This is a genomic window from Flavobacterium sp. LHD-80, from assembly GCF_030929605.1.
Classification (GTDB): domain Bacteria; phylum Bacteroidota; class Bacteroidia; order Flavobacteriales; family Flavobacteriaceae; genus Flavobacterium.
In genome coordinates this window covers 461,176-479,114 of record NZ_JAVFVS010000005.1, presented here as the reverse complement: position 1 = coordinate 479,114, position 17,939 = coordinate 461,176, and the positions used below count along the sequence as shown (strand labels likewise).

The following is a 17,939-nucleotide window of genomic DNA, read 5'->3' as shown; positions in this document are numbered from 1 at the left end:
GTATTTGCATGGTGTTTTTTTATTGTATTTTGATGTTTTAGTATCTTTCTGTCTGCTAGATTTCAGATATATTTGTGAATACTATTTATATTTTAACAAATAACTTATGTTTCTGAAAAAAATACCATTTTTAATTTTGTTTTTGCAGATTGCAACGGTTTGTGTTTCTCAAAATACAAATCAGAATAAAACTTTTTTATACGAAGGCCGAATCGAAAAACTTCAAAATGATAATGTTATTTTAATTGGAACTGCTTCTTCTGTTTCTTTTAATTTTACTGGAAATGAATGTTCGATTTCGCTTCAAAGTGTTGATTCTTATGAACATCATAATTATGTCGCTTTAGTTTTAGATGGAAAATATCTTGGAAAAATTAAAATTGAAAAAGGTGCTTTACAAGCTTTTCCAATAAAAGCAACTTCAAATAAAAAAGAGCATCGCCTTGAAATTTATAAAAATACAGAAGCGCGAACTGGCGGTATTTTATTTGCCGGAACAACAGCAAAACTGACTCCAATTTCATCAAAAAAGAAAAAGAAAATTGAATTTATAGGCGATTCCATTACATGTGCAGCTGCAAGTGATTCTGTTGATTGCGACAAAGGAGAATACATGGATCATCATAACGGATATTATGCTTATGGACCAACACTTTCAAGAGCAATTGATGTTGATTATTTGACTAGTTCTGTTTCCGGAATCGGAATGTATCGCAACTGGAATGACGAAAATAAGGACGAACCTATAATGCCAGAAGTATATCAGAATTTATATTTGACGAAAGATAATTCAAAACCTAAATATGATTTTGCTTTTCAGCCAAATATTATCAGCATTGCTTTAGGAACAAATGATTTTTCTGGTGGAGATGGAAAGAAAGAGCGCTTGCCTTTTAACGCAGAAAAATACGTTTCGAATTACATCAATTTTATAAAAATGCTTTACGAACATAATCCAAAAGCACAAATTGTAATTACAAACAGCCCAATGGTTAACGGAGAAAAAGCAGTTGTTTTTGAAGAATGTTTGAATAAAGTTAAAAACGCTTTCGCGAATGATAAAGCGCACAAAACAATTTTAATTTTCAAATTCAAACCAATGAAACCGAATGGCTGTTTAGGTCATCCAGACGTTGCAGATCAAAAAGTAATGGCAGATCAATACGGACCTTTTTTAAAAAAGCTTCTAAATGAAAAATAATATTTTTAAGTTTGTTTTCTTTCTGTTGATTTCCAGTTCTATGATGGCAAACGTTACACTTCCGAATATTTTTGGCGACAATATGGTTTTGCAACGCAACTCTGAAGTTAAAATTTGGGGCTGGGCAAATCCAAAAGAAGAAATCAAATTGGTTTCGAGCTGGAACAATCAGGAATATAAAACAGTTGCGAACAATCAGGCACAATGGGAAGTTCATATTAAAACTCCAGAAGCAGGCGGACCTTTTGCAATTTCCATAAAAGGGTATAATGAAGTTGTTCTTAAAAACATTTTGATTGGCGAAGTCTGGGTTTGTTCCGGACAATCGAATATGGAAATGTCAGTAAGCTGGGGAATTGATAATGGAGAAGAAGAAATGAAAAATGCGACGAATTCTAATATTCGTTTTTTTACTGTTCCAAAATTAACCGCTACAAGTCCGCAAAATAATTTGCTTGGAAACTGGGTTGAGTCGACTCCTGAAACGATGAAATATTTTAGTGCAATTGGCTATTTTTTTGCCAAACGTTTGCGCGAAGATTTAAAAAATGTTCCAATTGGATTGATTTCTTCGAATTGGGGCGGAACTCCGGCAGAAATCTGGATGCCGGAAGAAGTTGTTAATAATGACGCAGTTTTACTAGAAAATGCCAAAAAACTAAACGAACAAGAATACGGCCCAAGACAACCTGGGCGTGCTTATAATGCAATGATTTATCCTTTTGTAGGGTTCAAAATTGCTGGAACACTGTGGTATCAGGGAGAATCTAATGTTGGTTCTTTGGTTTATGATAAAACGTTGTCGGCTTTAATTTCCTCTTGGAGAAAAGCTTGGAACGACGAATTTCCTTTTTACTACGTTCAGATTGCGCCATTTAAAACGGGAAGTAATAATTTCTCGAATGTTACGGTTCGAAATTCTCAAAGAAAAATTCTGAAAGAAGTTCCAAAAACTGGAATGGTTTTGACTTCTGATATTTCAGATACGATTGATATTCATCCAAAGAATAAAAAGTCAGTTGGAATTCGTTTGGCTAATTTGGCTCTTGCCGAAACTTATCCCGAGGCTTCGGGACTAAATTCTAATTTGGTAAACGGCCCCCTTTTTAAAAACATTAAAATCGAGAAAAATAAAGTCACAGTTTCTTTTGATTATGCTGAGGGATTGTATTTCAAAAACAAAGTTTCGAATCAGTTTGAAGTAGCTGGTGCGGATGGAAATTTCTTTCCTGCGGAAGCTTCTATAAAAAATAATCAAGTCATTTTGGTTTCTAAAAAAGTGTCAAATCCTGCAAAAGTGAGATTTGCATGGGGAAATACAATTCAGTCGGATTTGTTTAATAAGGTGAATTTGCCGGCTTCTTGTTTTATTTCGGAGTAGTAGAAATTTTAGATTTTAGTCCCGAAGCCTTGGGATAGATTTTAGATTTTTTGCCCACGGATTATACTGATTGAACGGATTAGCACTGATTTTTTATTTTGCGTTTGTCAGGCTGAGCGGAGTTGAAGCCCTCGCAAAGTTTGTCATACTGAGGAACGAAGGATCACACTCGGGATTCGACAAAAATTGGTGACGTTCTATGTGGAGTTTCTAGTGTGATCCTTCGTTCCTCAGGATGACAAGATAATCAAAAACGCTCTTTTGAAAACGATTCGCGTGAGGGATAGAAGTGGAAAGCCCACAGCCTGACGAAGGAAGAGCGAGGACTTGAAACGGATAGCCCGACCCGGAGGGACACGCCCAAAAGAAAAAACTTAGTATCTCAGAATCTTAGCACCTTTTTTTTAAAAAAAACTATGAAAAATAAAAAAATAATAATTATTGGGATTTTGTCCCTGTTTACTGTTGGAAATATGAATGCACAAAAAAAGCCGTATCTGGATAAAAATAAAACTGTTGAGCAAAGAATTGATTTGCTTTTGCCTTTGATGACTTTGGAAGAAAAAGTGGGACAGATGAACCAATATAACGGTTTTTGGGATGTGACTGGACCGGCTCCAAAAGGCGGAACGGCCGAATTAAAATACGAACATTTAAGAAAAGGATTAGTCGGTTCGATGCTGACGGTTCGTGGTGTAAAAGAAGTTCGTGCCGTGCAGAAAATAGCGGTTGAAGAAACACGTTTGGGAATTCCATTAATTATTGGTTTTGACGTAATACATGGTTATAAGACATTGAGTCCGATTCCGTTAGCAGAAGCAGCTAGTTGGGATTTGGAAGCGATAAAAAAGTCGGCGGCGATTGCAGCAGATGAAGCTTCGGCATCTGGAATTAATTGGACTTTTGGACCAAATGTTGACGTTGCAAATGATGCGCGCTGGGGACGTGTGATGGAAGGTGCGGGTGAAGATCCGTATTTAGGAAGTAAAGTAGGTTATGCGCGTGTAAAAGGTTTTCAGGGAGAAACTGTTGCTGATTTGGCTAAAGTAAATACGATTGCGGCTTGCGCGAAACATTTTGCCGCATATGGTTATGTTGAAGCGGGATTGGAATATAATATTGTGGATATCAGTAATTCTAAATTGTATAATTCGGTTTTGCCTCCTTTTGAAGCGACAGTTCAGGCTGGAGTTCGTACGTTTATGAATTCCTTTAATACTTTAAATGGCGTTCCAGCAACTGGAAATGCATTTTTGCAAAGAGATATTTTAAAAGGAAAATGGAAGTTTGACGGATTTGTGATTTCGGATTATGCTTCGATTCGTGAAATGATTGCGCACGGCTACGCAAAAGATGAAGCTGATGCAACGGCAAAAGCTGTAATTGCGGGTTCTGATATGGATATGGAATCGTATTTGTATGTTGCGAAATTGGTTGATTTAGTAAAATCTGGAAAAGTAAAAGAGTCTTTGGTTGATGATGCTGTTAGAAGAATTTTACGCGTGAAGTTTGAGTTAGGTTTATTTGATGATCCGTACAGATATTGCGACGAAAAACGTGAAAAAGAAGTTGTTGGAAGTAAAGCTAACAATGATGGCGTTTTAGACATGGCGAAAAAATCTATCGTTTTATTGAAGAATGAAAAGAATTTGCTTCCGCTGAAAAAATCAGGACAAAAAATTGCTTTGATTGGCGCTTTGGCAAATGATAAAAACAGTCCGTTAGGAAGCTGGAGAATTGCAGCGGATGATAATACTGCAGTTTCAGTCTTGGAAGGAATGCAGCAATACAAAGACAATCAATTGACTTTTGAAAAAGGTGCCGATTTATTGAAACAAAAAGCAACTTTCTTGACCGAAACAGTTTTTAATACTACAGACAAAAGCGGATTCGAAGTAGCTAAAACTGCAGCAAAAAATGCAGATGTTGTAGTAATGGTTTTAGGAGAATACGGTTTTCAAAGTGGTGAAGGAAGAAGTAGAACGGATTTAAATTTGCCAGGTTTACAGCAAGAATTATTGGAGGAAATTTATAAAGTAAACCCTAATGTAGTTTTGGTTTTGAATAATGGTCGTCCGTTGAGTATTCCGTGGGCGGCAGAAAATATTCCGGCAATTGTTGAGGCTTGGCAATTAGGAACGCAGACTGGAAATGCAGTTGCACAGGTTTTATACGGAGATTATAACCCAAGCGGAAAACTGCCTATGTCGTTTCCTAGAAATGTAGGTCAAGTGCCGATTTATTACAATAAATACAGCACTGGAAGACCAACAGACAGCGATAAAAATGTTTTCTGGTCACATTATATGGATGTGGAGAAAACACCTCAATTTCCGTTTGGTTTTGGTTTGAGTTATACGACTTTTGATTATAAAAACCTGAAATTGAATAAAACATCTTTTGCAAAAGGAGAAAAAGTTCAGGTTAGCATTGAGGTTACAAACTCAGGAAATTATGACGGAAAAGAAGTAGTTCAATTGTATATTCATGATGAATTTGCAAGCATCGTTCGCCCAATAAAAGAATTGAAAGGCTTTGAATTGGTTAATCTTAAAAAAGGTGAAACGAAAACGGTAACTTTTACTTTAACGGATAAAGAACTTGGTTTTTATGATAACGAAGGAAAGTATTTAGTTGAGCCGGGAACTTTTAAAATCATGGTTGGAGGAAGTTCTGATAAAGGTTTGCAAAGTGGCTTTGAAATAAAAGAATAGATTTTTTTGAGAGGCAAAGTGACAAAGTGACAAAGGTGCAAAGGTTTTTTGAATAGCCCCTAGCTTTAGCTAGGGGGAATAAGATTTCAATAAGAAAAGGCTTTAGCCAAACTTTAAAGTTTGGCTAAAGCCTTTTTGATTGCGTTTATATTTTCATCCAGCTAAAGCTGGACGCTATTGAATCATATTTTTAAATTAAAACTTTGCGACTTTGCGACTTTGCGACTTTGCGAGATTAATGGTAGAAATATTCTCCTCTCGCAGGTTTGGCAAATTCGATAGATTTTTTTATCTCTTGTATCTGCCAAATCTGCGGGAGTTTTTTGTATTTTTAAAACCTATTAAACTTCCAACCTTAACTTAAAATAATGAAATATAACAGATGCGGAAAAAGCGGGTTATTATTGCCTGAAATTTCCTTAGGATTATGGCATAATTTCGGATCAGTAGATAATTTTGATAATGCTGAAAGTATTGCTGTAGAAGCTTTTGATAAAGGAATTACTCACTATGATTTAGCTAATAATTACGGACCAGTTCCGGGTTCTGCGGAGACTAATTTTGGTAAAATTCTGTGGCATAATTTTCAAGGAAACCTTCGTGATGAAATTATAATTTCTACCAAAGCTGGCTACACGATGTGGGACGGACCTTATGGCGACTGGGGTTCAAGGAAATATTTATTGTCAAGTTTAGATCAGAGTTTAAAGAGAATGAAAGTCGATTATGTCGATATTTTTTATTCACACCGTCCTGATCCGGAAACACCAATTGAAGAAACGATGATGGCGTTGGATTACGCTGTTAGAAGCGGAAAAGCATTGTATGTTGGAATCAGTAATTATTCGGCAGAGCAAACTCGTGTTGCGGTTGATGTTTTAAAACAATTGGGAACGCCTTGTTTGATTCACCAAGCTAAATATTCGATGTTACAGCGTTGGGTTGAAGATGGTTTACTTGATGTTTTAGAAGAAAAAGGAGTGGGCTGTATTGCATTTTCACCTTTAGCGCAAGGACTTTTGACAGATAAATATTTAAACGGAATTCCTGAAAACTCGAGAGCTCATAATCCAAACGGACATTTGAAAGAAGATGAGGTTACGGAAGAAAGAATTCAGAAATTAATTCAGCTGAATGAAATTGCTAAGAATAGAAATCAATCTTTGGCGCAAATGGCTTTGGCTTGGTTGCAAAAGGACAAACGAATTACATCGGTTTTAATTGGTGCTAGTTCTGTAAAACAATTGTGTAATAATATTGATTGTTTGCAAAATACGGAGTTTACGCATGATGAATTGAATGCGATTGAGAAGATTTTGTCTTAATTGTGAATCGTAAAAACGCATAATCGTAGAGGCGCACAGCAATGCGTCTACGTCATGAATATTAAACCCGACAGGTTTTTAAAACCTGTCGGGTTTGAAATATCTAGAAAAGACATATTTATTTTATAATCATCGCCAATCCGCCACCGTTTGCTAGTCGATATGTCAATTTTGTTGTTGAATCAACGGTTATAGTTTCTCTTTTAAAATCAACAGCGGCTTTATCAGCATTTAATCCGTCAGAGAAAATTTCGGCTTCGAATTTTTTGCCTTTTTCTAGGAAAGAAAAATCAATTGTAATTTCTCGTGAATCCCAGTTTGTGATTGCGCCTAAATACCAAGTATTTTCTTTTTTTCGCGCTATCGTTACAAACTTTCCAACTTCACTATTTAACGAAACAGTTTCATCAAAAGTGGTTGGAACTTTAGCAATAAAATTGGTGCTTTCTTGTTCCTTCATATAAGCCGTTGGACTGTCAGCCATCATTTGCAAAGGTGCTTCAAAAATGGTGTAAAGCGCCAATTGATGACATCTTGTTCCCTGACTTACAGGATTAGAATGACTTGGTTTGAATTCGCTTTTCGTAGCATTTCGCATGGCGCCGGGCGTGTAATCCATTGGACCGGCCATCATTCTGATAAACGGAATTGTGCAATCGTATAATGGAACATCATCATTCGGTGTCCATTTATTATTTTCTAAACCTTTTACACCTTCAAAATTTAGGATGTTTGGAAAAGTTCTTTGAATTCCGGTTGGTTTATACATGCCATGAAAATCCAAAAGCAATTTATGATTGCTGGCTTGCTGAGCAATATCATAAACGGAATTCACCATTTTTGCATCGTCTCTATCAATGAAATCAACTTTAAAACCTTTTACGCCTAACTTTGCATAATTTTCAAAAACGGCTTCTGCTTTATTGTTTATCGCCATCCACGAAGCCCACAAAATAATTCCGACGTTTCTTTCTTTCGCGTAAGCAATTAAAGCTTCCAAATCGACATTCGGATTGTGTTTCATAATGTCGGTTTCAACGCTCCAGCCTTCATCTAAAACAACATATTCGACTTTGTTTTTAGAAGCGAAATCTATGTAATATTTATAGGTTTGTGTATTAATTCCGGCTTTAAAATCAACGTTATAAATATTCCAATCGTTCCACCAATCCCAAGCGACTTTTCCGGGTTTTATCCACGAAATGTCTTTTATTTTTGAAGGTTCGGATAATTTCTGAACCATATCATTATTAGCTAAAGCCGAATCATTTTCAGAAATAACAATCGCTCTCCAAGGAAAAGTTCGCGTTCCTTTGGTTTTAACCAAATAATCAGCTCTTTCGGTAATTAACTTGTTGAGGTAATTAAATCCGCCATTGGTTTCCTGAATTGGATATTTTGAAAAACGAGATTCAAAACCTGTTTTCTGATTGTTATTTGTCACAAATAATCCTGGATAATCTTCTAAATTGGCTTCTAGAAAAACGGCTTTTTTATGGTTTTTATAATCAATTAAAAACGGTAAAAATGCAAGAGTATCTTTTGAAAATTCGCTTATTTTTTTGTTTTCGTAATGTGATTCAAATGATGAAATAAATGGATCTTTCGGATTTCTTAAATCACGAACATAAGGCATTAAAGTATTGTAATCTTGATCAAAATTCAAAGTAACTTCTTCTGATTTTACGGTAATGTCTTTTTTCTTTTTAGTGATAAATCGATACGCAACACCGTCGTCAAAAGCACGATATTCAATACTGAAATCATTTTTAAAATTTAAAGTCAGCTGATTGTATTTGTTTTCGACCGATTTCTTTTTGTAAAAAGGAGTTTCAAATGAAGTATCAACATTTTCTTTTTTTGAATTTAAAACAATAGCATTTTTTCCTAAAACAACATTTTCATCCAAAGTCATTGACATAGGGGAAGAAGCCAAAATCAAATCTTTTTCATGAAGAATCGTCCATGTAATTTTATCATTCACAGAAACAGTAATCTTTATTTTTCCATTTGGAGAAGTCAAGTTGAAATCCTTTTTCTTTTGAGAAAAAGAAGCGGTGAGAAATAAAAAACAAAAAAGAAGAAATGTATTTTTCATGCTAATATTTTTTAAACCATATAAGTAATATAAGTTCATTTAAAAAAGCTGACTGCAAATGCGCAAACCAGTTAAATGAATTTATATTACTTATATGGTGAGAAAATTAATTTTTAACGTTAACCAATTTTACAACCATCTTTTTATCTAAATTCAAGTCGGTTTTAGTTCCGTTTTCTAATAAAACTGGAACAGCGTTTTTATTAATTGGCGATCCAGTTCCTTTAAAATTAATGATTCGTACATCATTAAAATTATTGATTTCGATACCGTTTGTAAAATAAGGCATTCTGGTTTTTGTCCACGTTAATTTAAAATCTTCGATTGTAAGTTCGTCAACATATTGACCGTAAATTCCGGGAATATCACGCTGAAAAAGTTGTTGTTTTTCGTCAAGACAGCCACGAAGATCGATATTTCCGCCGGCAACATCATTTAATTTGCTGTCGATAAAATCGAAAGTTACATTTTTGAAATTGATATTCTGCAAAACACTTTCTTCTGAACCATAAATTAAAATTCCGTTTTCAGCTTTGCAATTTATGTTGCTGAAAGTTACATTTTTAATAACGCCCAAAGTTTCCGTTTCTGTGCCTGCAACTTTTACTTTTCCACGAACTGCCGAAATATGAATTGGTTCACCATTTCCCCACCAATCACCGGTTCTGAGTTTAGTTTCGATATTGACATTCGATACATTTATGTTTTCAAGAGAACCTTGATCTCTCAGAAAAATTCCGATTCCGCGTGTCGAATTCGTGATGTTACAATTCGAGATATTGATATTTCGAACCGAATTATGATCAAAATAACCAATGCGAATCGCGCTCGAAGCCGACTGAAGGTTACAATTCACAATATTGATATTTTCTGAAGAATGACGCAAATCCTTAAAACCCGGAACTTCAAAATGCGAAGCGTAACCCACAACAATAATGGCGTCGTCGCCCGCGCGAACATCGCAATTACTAACCGTTATATTTCGTCCTGAAGTAATATCAATTCCGTCTGCATTTGGCGCCAGCATATTCGTCCAAAGTCGAATTCCATCAATCAAAACACTGTCACAATCGGCAATCAAAATGGTCCAGAAAGTTGATTGTGTAATGAAAACATCTTTTATTGTGACTCTTTTGCAATTACTAAAAATGATAGTTTGATACGGTCTTTCTTTTGGTACAATAGGTCCGTCTCCAATTCCGCCATCTACAACTTTTCTGAAATTTTCTTTTTGACGCGTTCCCGAAGTGCCACCCCATTCAATTTTTTTTGCTTTTGTTGTGTCGAAAAAAGTATCACCATTTGCATCGATTGTTCCGCTTCCAGAAATGGTAATGTTTTCTGAATTCTCAGTAAAAAACATTCCGTAATGAACGCCATTTACGGGAATATAATCATTGATGTTGGCGCTTCCTTTTATAACGGCACCGCTTTCTAAATGAAGGTTTACATTGCTTTTTAAATTCAAAGTTCCCGTCATAAAAATTCCCGTTGGAACAAAAACTGTTCCGCCTCCATTTTTAAAACAAGCGTCAATCGTATTTTGAAGCGCTTTTGTATTTATGGTTTTTCCGTCACCAATTGCACCATATTTTGTTACATCAAAAGTCTGAGCATTTGAGATTATAGAAAAGAAAATGAATAATATAGAAATGTGTTTTTTCATCAAATTTTGATTTGGTTATTCCGCAGTGACGCACAGCAATGCATCTGCATCTACGTCCAGTTTATTCTTTGCGCATAAGACACACAGCAGTGCGTCTCTACAGAGAATAGGGATTCAATTATATTTTCTTAAATTACTTATATGGTTTAAAATTTTTATTTCCTCAATTGTAAATTGTATTTTTTTACAATATCCAAAGTCGATTTATCCGAAGAAAAAACCGAATTCAATCCTTGTGGCTCTTGTGGAGGGTCTGTCGTTAACGGATCGCCCGGACTCCATTTTCCAGATTCGTTAACTGCTTTTCCTTCGCCACCAAATCCCCAGAAATTCGCTCCTTGTAATGCTCCGTTATTTTTAACACTTTCAGCAACTCGGCCAAAAATATAATTGTAAAAAATATCTCGATTTGAGACTGATGCCGTTGGTAATAAACTTTCGTTTTCTCTTCCCAAACCAAATTCTTCAATAATTATTGGGCGCTTTAAATGGTTTGCAACAGCCACATGTTTGTCAATATATTTTCCGGCATTTTCCAAAGTCGTTGGTAAAGTTTTTTCAGCATTATCTGCTTTAAACCAACCCCAGTTTTTTGGCCAAATGTGCATCGTCAAATAATCAATATTCGGATTTTGATGTGTTCGCTCAAAAATTCCGATGTCATCATTTGAGCTGTTTAATCCTTCAGAACCCGTTGAAATCAAATGATTTTTGTCTAAACTGTCCATTAAATTGACAATATTGTTTAGCCAAACTGTAAATTTTGTTTCGTTTTCAACCGTAAAAAGTCTTGGTTCATTCCCAACTTGCCAAGCCATAATCGTGTTGTCTTCTGTGTATTTTTTATGAGAATACGCATTTGTTCTTCCCATAATAAATTTCACATGATTTTCTAAAGCTTTCATACAAGGCTCACAGCTGTGAAATTGCTCTGTATACGACATAAACTGAGGCCAAGTATTTGGAGCAATTCCCGGAACCGGAACCGAACCTTTACCGTTCCATTCTAAATATTGCGACATTCCGCCAGACCATTCCCAATTGTTTGTCAAGTATAAAACGGCGTACATTTTACGTTTACGCATTTCGTTGATTAGGAAATCCAATCCGTCCAATAAATCTTGGTCGTATTTCCCCTGTTCGTATTGCAACGCCGGACGAACCGTAAAATCATATTTTCCGCCATCACCACCAACTAAAATTCGGAGATTATCAATGCCGTTTTTCTGCATTAAGTCTAGTTCACGAAGCAATCTTTTTCGATCTCCAATTTTTTTTGAGGCCAATAAACTTCCGTACCAATAATTGGTTCCAATGTACGCGTACGGTTTATTGCCTTTGTAAAATTGCGTTCCTTTTACCGTAATTCGTTCCTGTGCCTGACAAGCGATTGCGGTAAAAATTAAAGCTAATCCAAGGGTTTTGCGAAATATACTTTTCATTATTTATTTTTTTAGGAGCAATTTCCTGCTATCCGTTTCAATCTTTTATTTTTTAAAGAAAAAAATAAAAGGATTTCCACTTCTATCAGGGCTAGGGTTTAGGTTTTTATTAGATGTTTAAGTTTTTCAATTTTCCACAATCTTGTCATTTCGACGAAGGAGAAATCTCCACAAGAAGCTCGATAAAGATTGGCGATTCTCAGGACAGAGTTACTCGCGGAGATTGCTTCGCCAGTTCGCTATCGCTCGTGTCCTCGTTCCTCGGAATGACAAACTTTGTGTTATTTCGGCAATTCATACATTTTCGGCAAGGAATTCACTAATGCCGATTTTGTTTTTGCACTATAATTTTTAAAATCAGTTGTATTCGAAACCGAACCATTTGGAACATAATAACCGTCTTTATTGTTGTTCCAAAACATCACGTAACTTATTTGGATCTCATTTTTAGTTAAAGCACTATACAATAAAGTTGAAAACCAATCGGTAATTGCAGGCGTTGTGCCTGTTACGCGAAAACCAGTTTCTGTCAAAGCAGCAATTTTTACTTTAGTTTTTGCATAATCAGAAAGGATTTTTAGTTTACTGTTTGCTCTATCAGCGCCAGTTTGTCCTTGATTATTGAAATCACCATAATTGTCCATTCCAATAATATCCACATAATTATCGCCTGGATAACGGCTCAAATAATCAGCTTGAGTTGTGTATGAATTATCAGGAGAAAAAGCATATAAAATGTTGTGAACGCCTTTAGTATTCTTCAAATAATCAACGGTAAATTGGTATGCTTTTTTGTATTCATCAGCAGTTGAAAAATTCGCTCCCCACCAAAACCAGCTTCCATCAAATTCATGAAAAGGCCTGAATATTATCGGAATCAATTCGCCGTTTGCGCCTTTTAAATTGGAAACTACGCTGGCAACTTTATCCAATTTTTTCTTATACCATTCATTGTTTGTTCCGCCTGGTAAAATGCTCCTGAAAGCTGTAGTTTTTTGTTCCGATGTCATATCGGCAGCATAAAAAGATTCCTCTTTATTAGGTTCTCTCAAATGCCAGCAAAAAGTATTGATCATGCCTTTTGCGTAAGCGGCTTTTGCATCTGAAACAATTTTTTGTTCCTGTTGATAAAACCAATTGCTTGCCGTACCGTCGTTACTTTTGTCCGTAATAAACATAAAATCGGAACCTAAAATAGCTGGATCATAACCCGTATTTTTTTTGATATCAGAATCGCCTCCCGCATCTTGGTAATAACTATTAAAAGCATCTTGCTGACCAATTGCCGTTTTAGTTTTGGCTAATTTTTTTAAATTATAAAATAAAGCAACCGTTTCTTTGGTCGCATTAGCATCAACTAAATACGTTGCAGCATTTGCGGTCGTCAATGGATCAGTGTCGACCACAACTGGCGGATCAACCACAACTACTGGCTCTGGATCATCACTGCCAGAACAGCCTATAATTGATAGAAACAGCGCACTTATGAAAGTTATTTTCAGAATAGTATTTTTCATTTTTATTTTTCAGGATTAGCAATCGGATTTAATTTGAGATATTCTTCTTCAGAAAGTGTTATGGCTTTTACATCATCAAAAAAAACAGTTCCGTTTGTCTGAGCTAACGCCAACATAATTCTTATTTTCCTAGCTTCTGCAGGTACTTTTATTGTCTTTTTAAAATGAGTCCAGTTTGTAGAACCTACAGCCTGACCAATTCTTTCAGTACTAATTTGTTTGTCTCCGGAATTTGTAAATTCTAAAATTACTGCACCGCTTTTGTATTCCTCTTTTTGAGTTTCAATAGCGTCAGATTTTATCCAAGCGCTAACTTCTAAAGCATAAGTGTTTTTAGGCAACGTAATAATTTGGTCCAAAGCTTTCCACTCGGCGCCAACAAACTGATTAATTACGGCACTCTTCTTTCCTGATTTTTTTTCAATTGGAGAAAGCACAGCATTTTCTTCGCCTCTCCAATTAAGAAGATCGGTTTCAAATCCGCCGTTTTTTACTAAGTTGGTTTGCGCATTTGTTATTGTAATTAGAAATAGGGAACAAAAAAAGAAGAGTGTTTTCATAATCAATATTTTAATTCAATATTAAATGCAGTAGAAAGTTTTTTTTAATCGTTTATTCGCTGGATAAGTTCTAAACAAGCGCGACTGTTGTGATACGGGCATTTCCAGAAACCGGCTTTGTCTTTTTCGATTAAAGTATAATCGCTGTAAATTCCCCAAAACCATTCGCCATTTTTTTTGTCGAGAATGTGTTTTTTAATGAAATTCCAATTTTTAAAAACAATGTCTAAATAATTTTCGTCGCCCGTTAATTGGTATGCGTTATAAAAACCAATTAAAGCTTCGGCCTGAACCCACCAATGTTTTTCGGCAACAAGTTCATTGTTTTTTGGATCTAATTCATACCATAAACCACCATCAGAATCAAGGCCTTCTTTTGTAACTTCTGCCATTAAAAGAGCGTGTTTCTTATAGCGGGAAATCAAACTTTTATCTTCTGATATTTCAGCACATTGCAATAAAAGCCAAGCGGCTTCAATATCATGACCGTATGAAATTACATCTGGTTTTTCGATCCAGTTTTCGTCAAAAAATAAACGCAAATGTCCGGTTTCAGTATTGATAAAATGTTTATGAATGGTTTCAAGCAATCCGATAATATCATTTTGAAGTGCTTTGTCTTTCCAGACTTTAAACAAATTTGCATACGCCTCGACGATATGCAAATGTGTGTTCATGGTCTTTTTTTCATTGGCATCTTTGTCGCTCAAACGCAAATCGTCAATTGGTTGCCACTCGCGGGTTAAAGCTTCGAAATAGCCTTTGTTTTCAGGATCAAAACTGTTCTCCTGAATTTTTAAATATAAATTGATGGCTATTTCTAAAGCTTTTTCATCTTTAGAAATAGCATAATATTCAGATAATCCATAAATCGCAAAAGCCAAAGCGTAAATTTGATTTTTGGTATCTTTTGGTGTTTTGTCAACATTGATGCTCCAAAACAAACCGCCAAATTCTGAGTCATAAAAATATTTGGAAAGAAAATTAAAAGCTCTTTCTGCCAATTTTTTATGTTCTTCATTTTTCGTAACCTGATAACTTGCTGAAAACGACCATAAAATTCGGGCATTCAAAACAGCACCTTTTTCGGTATTGGCGATAATATGTTCTTCAAAATCAATCTGACCAATAAAACCGCCATTTTGATTGTCAATAGTGTTTTTTGACCAATATTTTAAAATGGAATCAAGTTCGGCTGAAAGTTCAGATTTTAATTGCTTTAGTTTTGCTGACACGACGAATTATATTGCGTTATTTTTTTCAATTTGGCTGATAATCGTTTCTACAGAACCTGCAGAAATAAATGTATCGGCTGGCGTATTCGTAACATAATCAACAAGTTTTGCAACAGATGAAACTGCAACATGCATTCTCGTATCTGATGATGCGTAATACACATAAACAGTTCCATCAGCATCTTCTATCCAACCGTTTGAGAATAAAACATTTGATACATCACCAACTCTTTCAATTCCTTCAGGTCCCATAAAATGTCCGGCAGGAACGTGTGTAACTTTTGAAATATCATTCAAATCAGTCATGAACATATATAATGTATAGCGCAAACCTGCAGCAGTATTACGAACGCCGTGTGCCAAGTGTAACCAACCTTTTTCGGTTTTGATAGGAGCGGGACCTAGACCGTTTTTCAATTCATAAATTGTATGATATTGTTTCCCGAAGATGATTTTTTCCTCTTTAACAATTGGGTTTTTCATGTCTTCAACATAACCTAATCCAATTCCGCCACCAGCTCCAACATCAATAAAACCATCTTGTGGACGTGTATATAAAGCATATTTTCCGTTTACGAATTCTGGGTGTAAAACAACATTGCGCTGTTGTCCTGTATTCGAAATTAAATCTGGAAGCCTTTCCCAGTTTATTAAATCTTTAGAGCGCACGATTCCAGCATTGGCTACAGCCGAACTTGTATCGCCTTTTGGTGCTTTTGGATCTTTTCTTTCGGTACAAAAAATACCGTAAACCCAGCCATCTTCGTGATTGATCAAACGCATGTCATAAACGTTTGTATCTGGTTCTTCGGTTTGAGGAATCACACATGGTTTCTCCCAAAACTTAAAATTATCAACACCATTCGGACTTTCGGCAATTGCAAAAAATGATTTTCTGTCAATTCCTTCCACACGTACTGCAAGCAAATATTTTCCGTTCCATTTCATAGCGCCGGCATTAAACGCTGCGTTCATTCCAATTCTTTCCTGCAAAAACGGATTTGTTTTTTCGTTTAAGTCAAAACGCCAGTTCAAAGGCACGTGAGCTGCGGTAACAACAGGATTTTTATAACGCTGATAAATTCCGTTTCCAGCATTTTCTTCGGGAGCATTTTTTTGCTCGACAAGTGCTTTATGTTCTTTTTCTAATGCTGCTTTTCGGTCCTGAAAAACAGCTGAAGATGATATTGTTGTCATATATTTTTATTTCTGTATCTGATTTATTTTTAAATTTTCTGGTCTCTTTTTTCGTTTAAATCTTGTTCTATCGTTTGCAGTTTTTCTTCAGAAAGCGGGTAGAAGGCAATAAAAGCGACTGATATTGCGGCCGCAATTGCAGGAAGTATGCTTAACATTAATTGAATTCCGTGTTGTGCTGTAGCGGTTTGCTCAACATTGGCCTGAAAGCCATAATAGCCCAAAAGCCATCCAGCGCCAGCACCGCCAATTGTCCATCCAAATTTTTGTGACATTGATGAAGCTGAGAAAACCAAGCCCGTTGCACGACGTCCCTGTTTCCATTCTGAATAATCGGCACTGTCAGCATACATTGACCAGATTAACGGGAAAATACAGCCCGCACAAATGCTGATTAAAATTTGGAAAGTCATGATTAAGAACACATCTTCTTTTCCGAAGAAATAGAAAATAATACTCAAAGCTGAAGCGATTGCCATTGCGCCAAAAAAGGTTTTTTTCTTGCCAATTTTATTCGCAATTGGAGTTGCCAATATAACTCCGATAATATTTGCTGCCTGACCTAATACTAAATAAATTGAAGTTGGTGCCATGTGAAAATCAGTTCCGAAAAGTGAAAAATCGAAGTTTACAGAACTGCTTACATAATATTTAAAGTAATAAACCGCGGCACCATCTCTGATAGAATTAAAAACCAAAGTCCCAATTCCAGCTCCTAATAAAATCCACCAAGGTTTGTTTTTTAGTAAATCGTTTAAATCTTCTTTTAAGTTAGATTGTTCATCTTCTATTGGTTGAACTCTTTCTTTGGTGAAAAAGAAACAAGCCCAGAAAAATGCAGTCGTAATAACGCCAAAAATTGCAATGGTTGCCAACCAGCCCGTTTTAGAATTAAGGCTTCCGCCAAAGTAATTTACTAAAGGTTCAATTAACCAAAGTGCCAATAAACTTCCTCCAAAAGCAAAAACCATTCGGTAAGAAGATAAAGTTGTTCTTTCTTTTCGGTCAGACGACATTACGCCTAAAAGTGAAGCATACGGAACGTTTATTAACGAGTAGATCATCATCATTAATGAATACGTTACGTAAGCATATATTATTTTTCCTTTTTCGCTGAAATCAGGTGTGTAAAAAGTTAGAACTCCAATTACAGCAAAAGGCACGGCAATCCATAATAAATACGGTCTGAATTTTCCCCATTTTGTTTTTGTTCTGTCAGCAATGATTCCTACGATAGGATCAAAACAGGAATCCCAGATTCTGGTAATTAAAAACATGGTTCCTACGACAGCAGGGGCTAACCCGAAAACATCGGTATAGAAAAAGAGAAGGTACATGCTGAAAATTTTCCAGAACATGGATGATGCAGCGTCTCCGAGACCGTAACCGATTTTTTCTTTTAAATTAATTTTGTCGTGCATTGAATTCTTTTTAAAGGTTTGTTTTTGATTTGGTTGTTATTTTGTTTTTAACACATAGAGACATAGTTTTTTTGAAGATTTAAAAAAGGCGTTTCACTAATTTAAATGCACATAGTTTATCTATGTGTGGAAACTTGTTTCTTTTGATCTCTTTTTTCAATATAATCCCGAAGCTTCGGGAC

General features: G+C 35.6%; 12 protein-coding genes. 4 read left to right on the top strand and 8 right to left on the bottom strand.

Features of this window, described 5'->3' with window-relative positions:
• Positions 1-106 precede the first annotated feature (106 nt).
• The 4 genes from RB619_RS10085 (at position 107) to RB619_RS10070 (ending at position 6,621) form a co-directional block, all read left to right on the top strand.
• Complete coding sequence (locus tag RB619_RS10085) at positions 107-1,201, top strand: GDSL-type esterase/lipase family protein (RefSeq protein ID WP_308096966.1); 1,095 nt, start codon at positions 107-109, stop codon at positions 1,199-1,201.
• Positions 1,191-2,582 carry a sialate O-acetylesterase gene (locus RB619_RS10080; RefSeq protein ID WP_308096964.1) on the top strand — a complete coding sequence of 464 codons (1,392 nt, stop codon included), beginning with the start codon at positions 1,191-1,193 and terminating at the stop codon, positions 2,580-2,582. Before RB619_RS10085 ends, RB619_RS10080 begins: the two co-directional genes overlap by 11 nt.
• Positions 2,583-2,998: 416 nt before the next feature.
• Complete coding sequence (gene bglX / locus RB619_RS10075) at positions 2,999-5,296, top strand: beta-glucosidase BglX (RefSeq protein ID WP_308096962.1); 2,298 nt, start codon at positions 2,999-3,001, stop codon at positions 5,294-5,296.
• A 368-nt stretch (positions 5,297-5,664) separates the two neighbouring features.
• Positions 5,665-6,621, top strand: a complete 957-nt coding sequence (locus tag RB619_RS10070; protein ID WP_308096960.1) for an aldo/keto reductase — start codon at positions 5,665-5,667, stop codon at positions 6,619-6,621.
• Between the two features lie 118 nt (positions 6,622-6,739).
• On the opposite strand, the gene RB619_RS10065 is transcribed toward RB619_RS10070, so the two are convergent.
• The 8 genes from RB619_RS10065 to RB619_RS10030 form a co-directional block, all read right to left on the bottom strand.
• Complete coding sequence (locus RB619_RS10065) at positions 6,740-8,719, bottom strand: glycoside hydrolase family 97 protein (protein ID WP_308096958.1); 1,980 nt, start codon at positions 8,717-8,719, stop codon at positions 6,740-6,742.
• A gap of 106 nt (positions 8,720-8,825) precedes the next feature.
• The gene (locus tag RB619_RS10060; RefSeq protein WP_308096956.1) at positions 8,826-10,385 is read right to left on the bottom strand and encodes a glycosyl hydrolase family 28 protein; all 1,560 of its coding nucleotides are present in this window, start codon (positions 10,383-10,385) and stop codon (positions 8,826-8,828) included.
• Positions 10,386-10,540: 155 nt separating this feature from the next.
• On the bottom strand, positions 10,541-11,827 hold the full coding sequence (locus RB619_RS10055) for a cellulase family glycosylhydrolase (protein ID WP_308096954.1): 1,287 nt from the start codon (positions 11,825-11,827) through the stop codon (positions 10,541-10,543).
• Positions 11,828-12,108: 281 nt separating this feature from the next.
• Positions 12,109-13,344, bottom strand: coding sequence for a glycosyl hydrolase (locus RB619_RS10050; protein ID WP_308096952.1), 1,236 nt, complete (start codon positions 13,342-13,344; stop codon positions 12,109-12,111).
• Positions 13,345-13,346: 2 nt separating this feature from the next.
• Positions 13,347-13,904 (bottom strand): carbohydrate binding domain-containing protein, encoded by a 558-nt coding sequence (locus RB619_RS10045; RefSeq protein ID WP_308096950.1) that lies wholly within the window; start codon positions 13,902-13,904, stop codon positions 13,347-13,349.
• Positions 13,905-13,948: 44 nt separating this feature from the next.
• Positions 13,949-15,139, bottom strand: a complete 1,191-nt coding sequence (locus tag RB619_RS10040; RefSeq protein WP_308096948.1) for an AGE family epimerase/isomerase — start codon at positions 15,137-15,139, stop codon at positions 13,949-13,951.
• 6 nt (positions 15,140-15,145) lie between these two features.
• Entirely contained in the window at positions 15,146-16,336 is a 1,191-nt protein-coding gene (locus RB619_RS10035) for a glycosidase (protein WP_308096946.1), read from the bottom strand.
• 29 nt (positions 16,337-16,365) lie between these two features.
• Positions 16,366-17,757 (bottom strand): MFS transporter, encoded by a 1,392-nt coding sequence (locus RB619_RS10030; RefSeq protein WP_308096945.1) that lies wholly within the window; start codon positions 17,755-17,757, stop codon positions 16,366-16,368.
• Positions 17,758-17,939: the final 182 nt, after the last annotated feature.

Bases quoted from the DNA above. Each gene is read 5' to 3' on its own strand.
- RB619_RS10085 (WP_308096966.1), top strand. From the start codon at position 107: ATGTTTCTGAAAAAAATACCATTTTTAATTTTGTTTTTGCAGATTGCA.
- RB619_RS10080 (WP_308096964.1), top strand. From the start codon at position 1,191: ATGAAAAATAATATTTTTAAGTTTGTTTTCTTTCTGTTGATTTCCAGT.
- bglX (WP_308096962.1), top strand. From the start codon at position 2,999: ATGAAAAATAAAAAAATAATAATTATTGGGATTTTGTCCCTGTTTACT.
- RB619_RS10070 (WP_308096960.1), top strand. From the start codon at position 5,665: ATGAAATATAACAGATGCGGAAAAAGCGGGTTATTATTGCCTGAAATT.
- RB619_RS10065 (WP_308096958.1), bottom strand. From the start codon at position 8,719: ATGAAAAATACATTTCTTCTTTTTTGTTTTTTATTTCTCACCGCTTCT.
- RB619_RS10060 (WP_308096956.1), bottom strand. From the start codon at position 10,385: ATGAAAAAACACATTTCTATATTATTCATTTTCTTTTCTATAATCTCA.
- RB619_RS10055 (WP_308096954.1), bottom strand. From the start codon at position 11,827: ATGAAAAGTATATTTCGCAAAACCCTTGGATTAGCTTTAATTTTTACC.
- RB619_RS10050 (WP_308096952.1), bottom strand. From the start codon at position 13,344: ATGAAAAATACTATTCTGAAAATAACTTTCATAAGTGCGCTGTTTCTA.
- RB619_RS10045 (WP_308096950.1), bottom strand. From the start codon at position 13,904: ATGAAAACACTCTTCTTTTTTTGTTCCCTATTTCTAATTACAATAACA.
- RB619_RS10035 (WP_308096946.1), bottom strand. From the start codon at position 16,336: ATGACAACAATATCATCTTCAGCTGTTTTTCAGGACCGAAAAGCAGCA.
- RB619_RS10030 (WP_308096945.1), bottom strand. From the start codon at position 17,757: ATGCACGACAAAATTAATTTAAAAGAAAAAATCGGTTACGGTCTCGGA.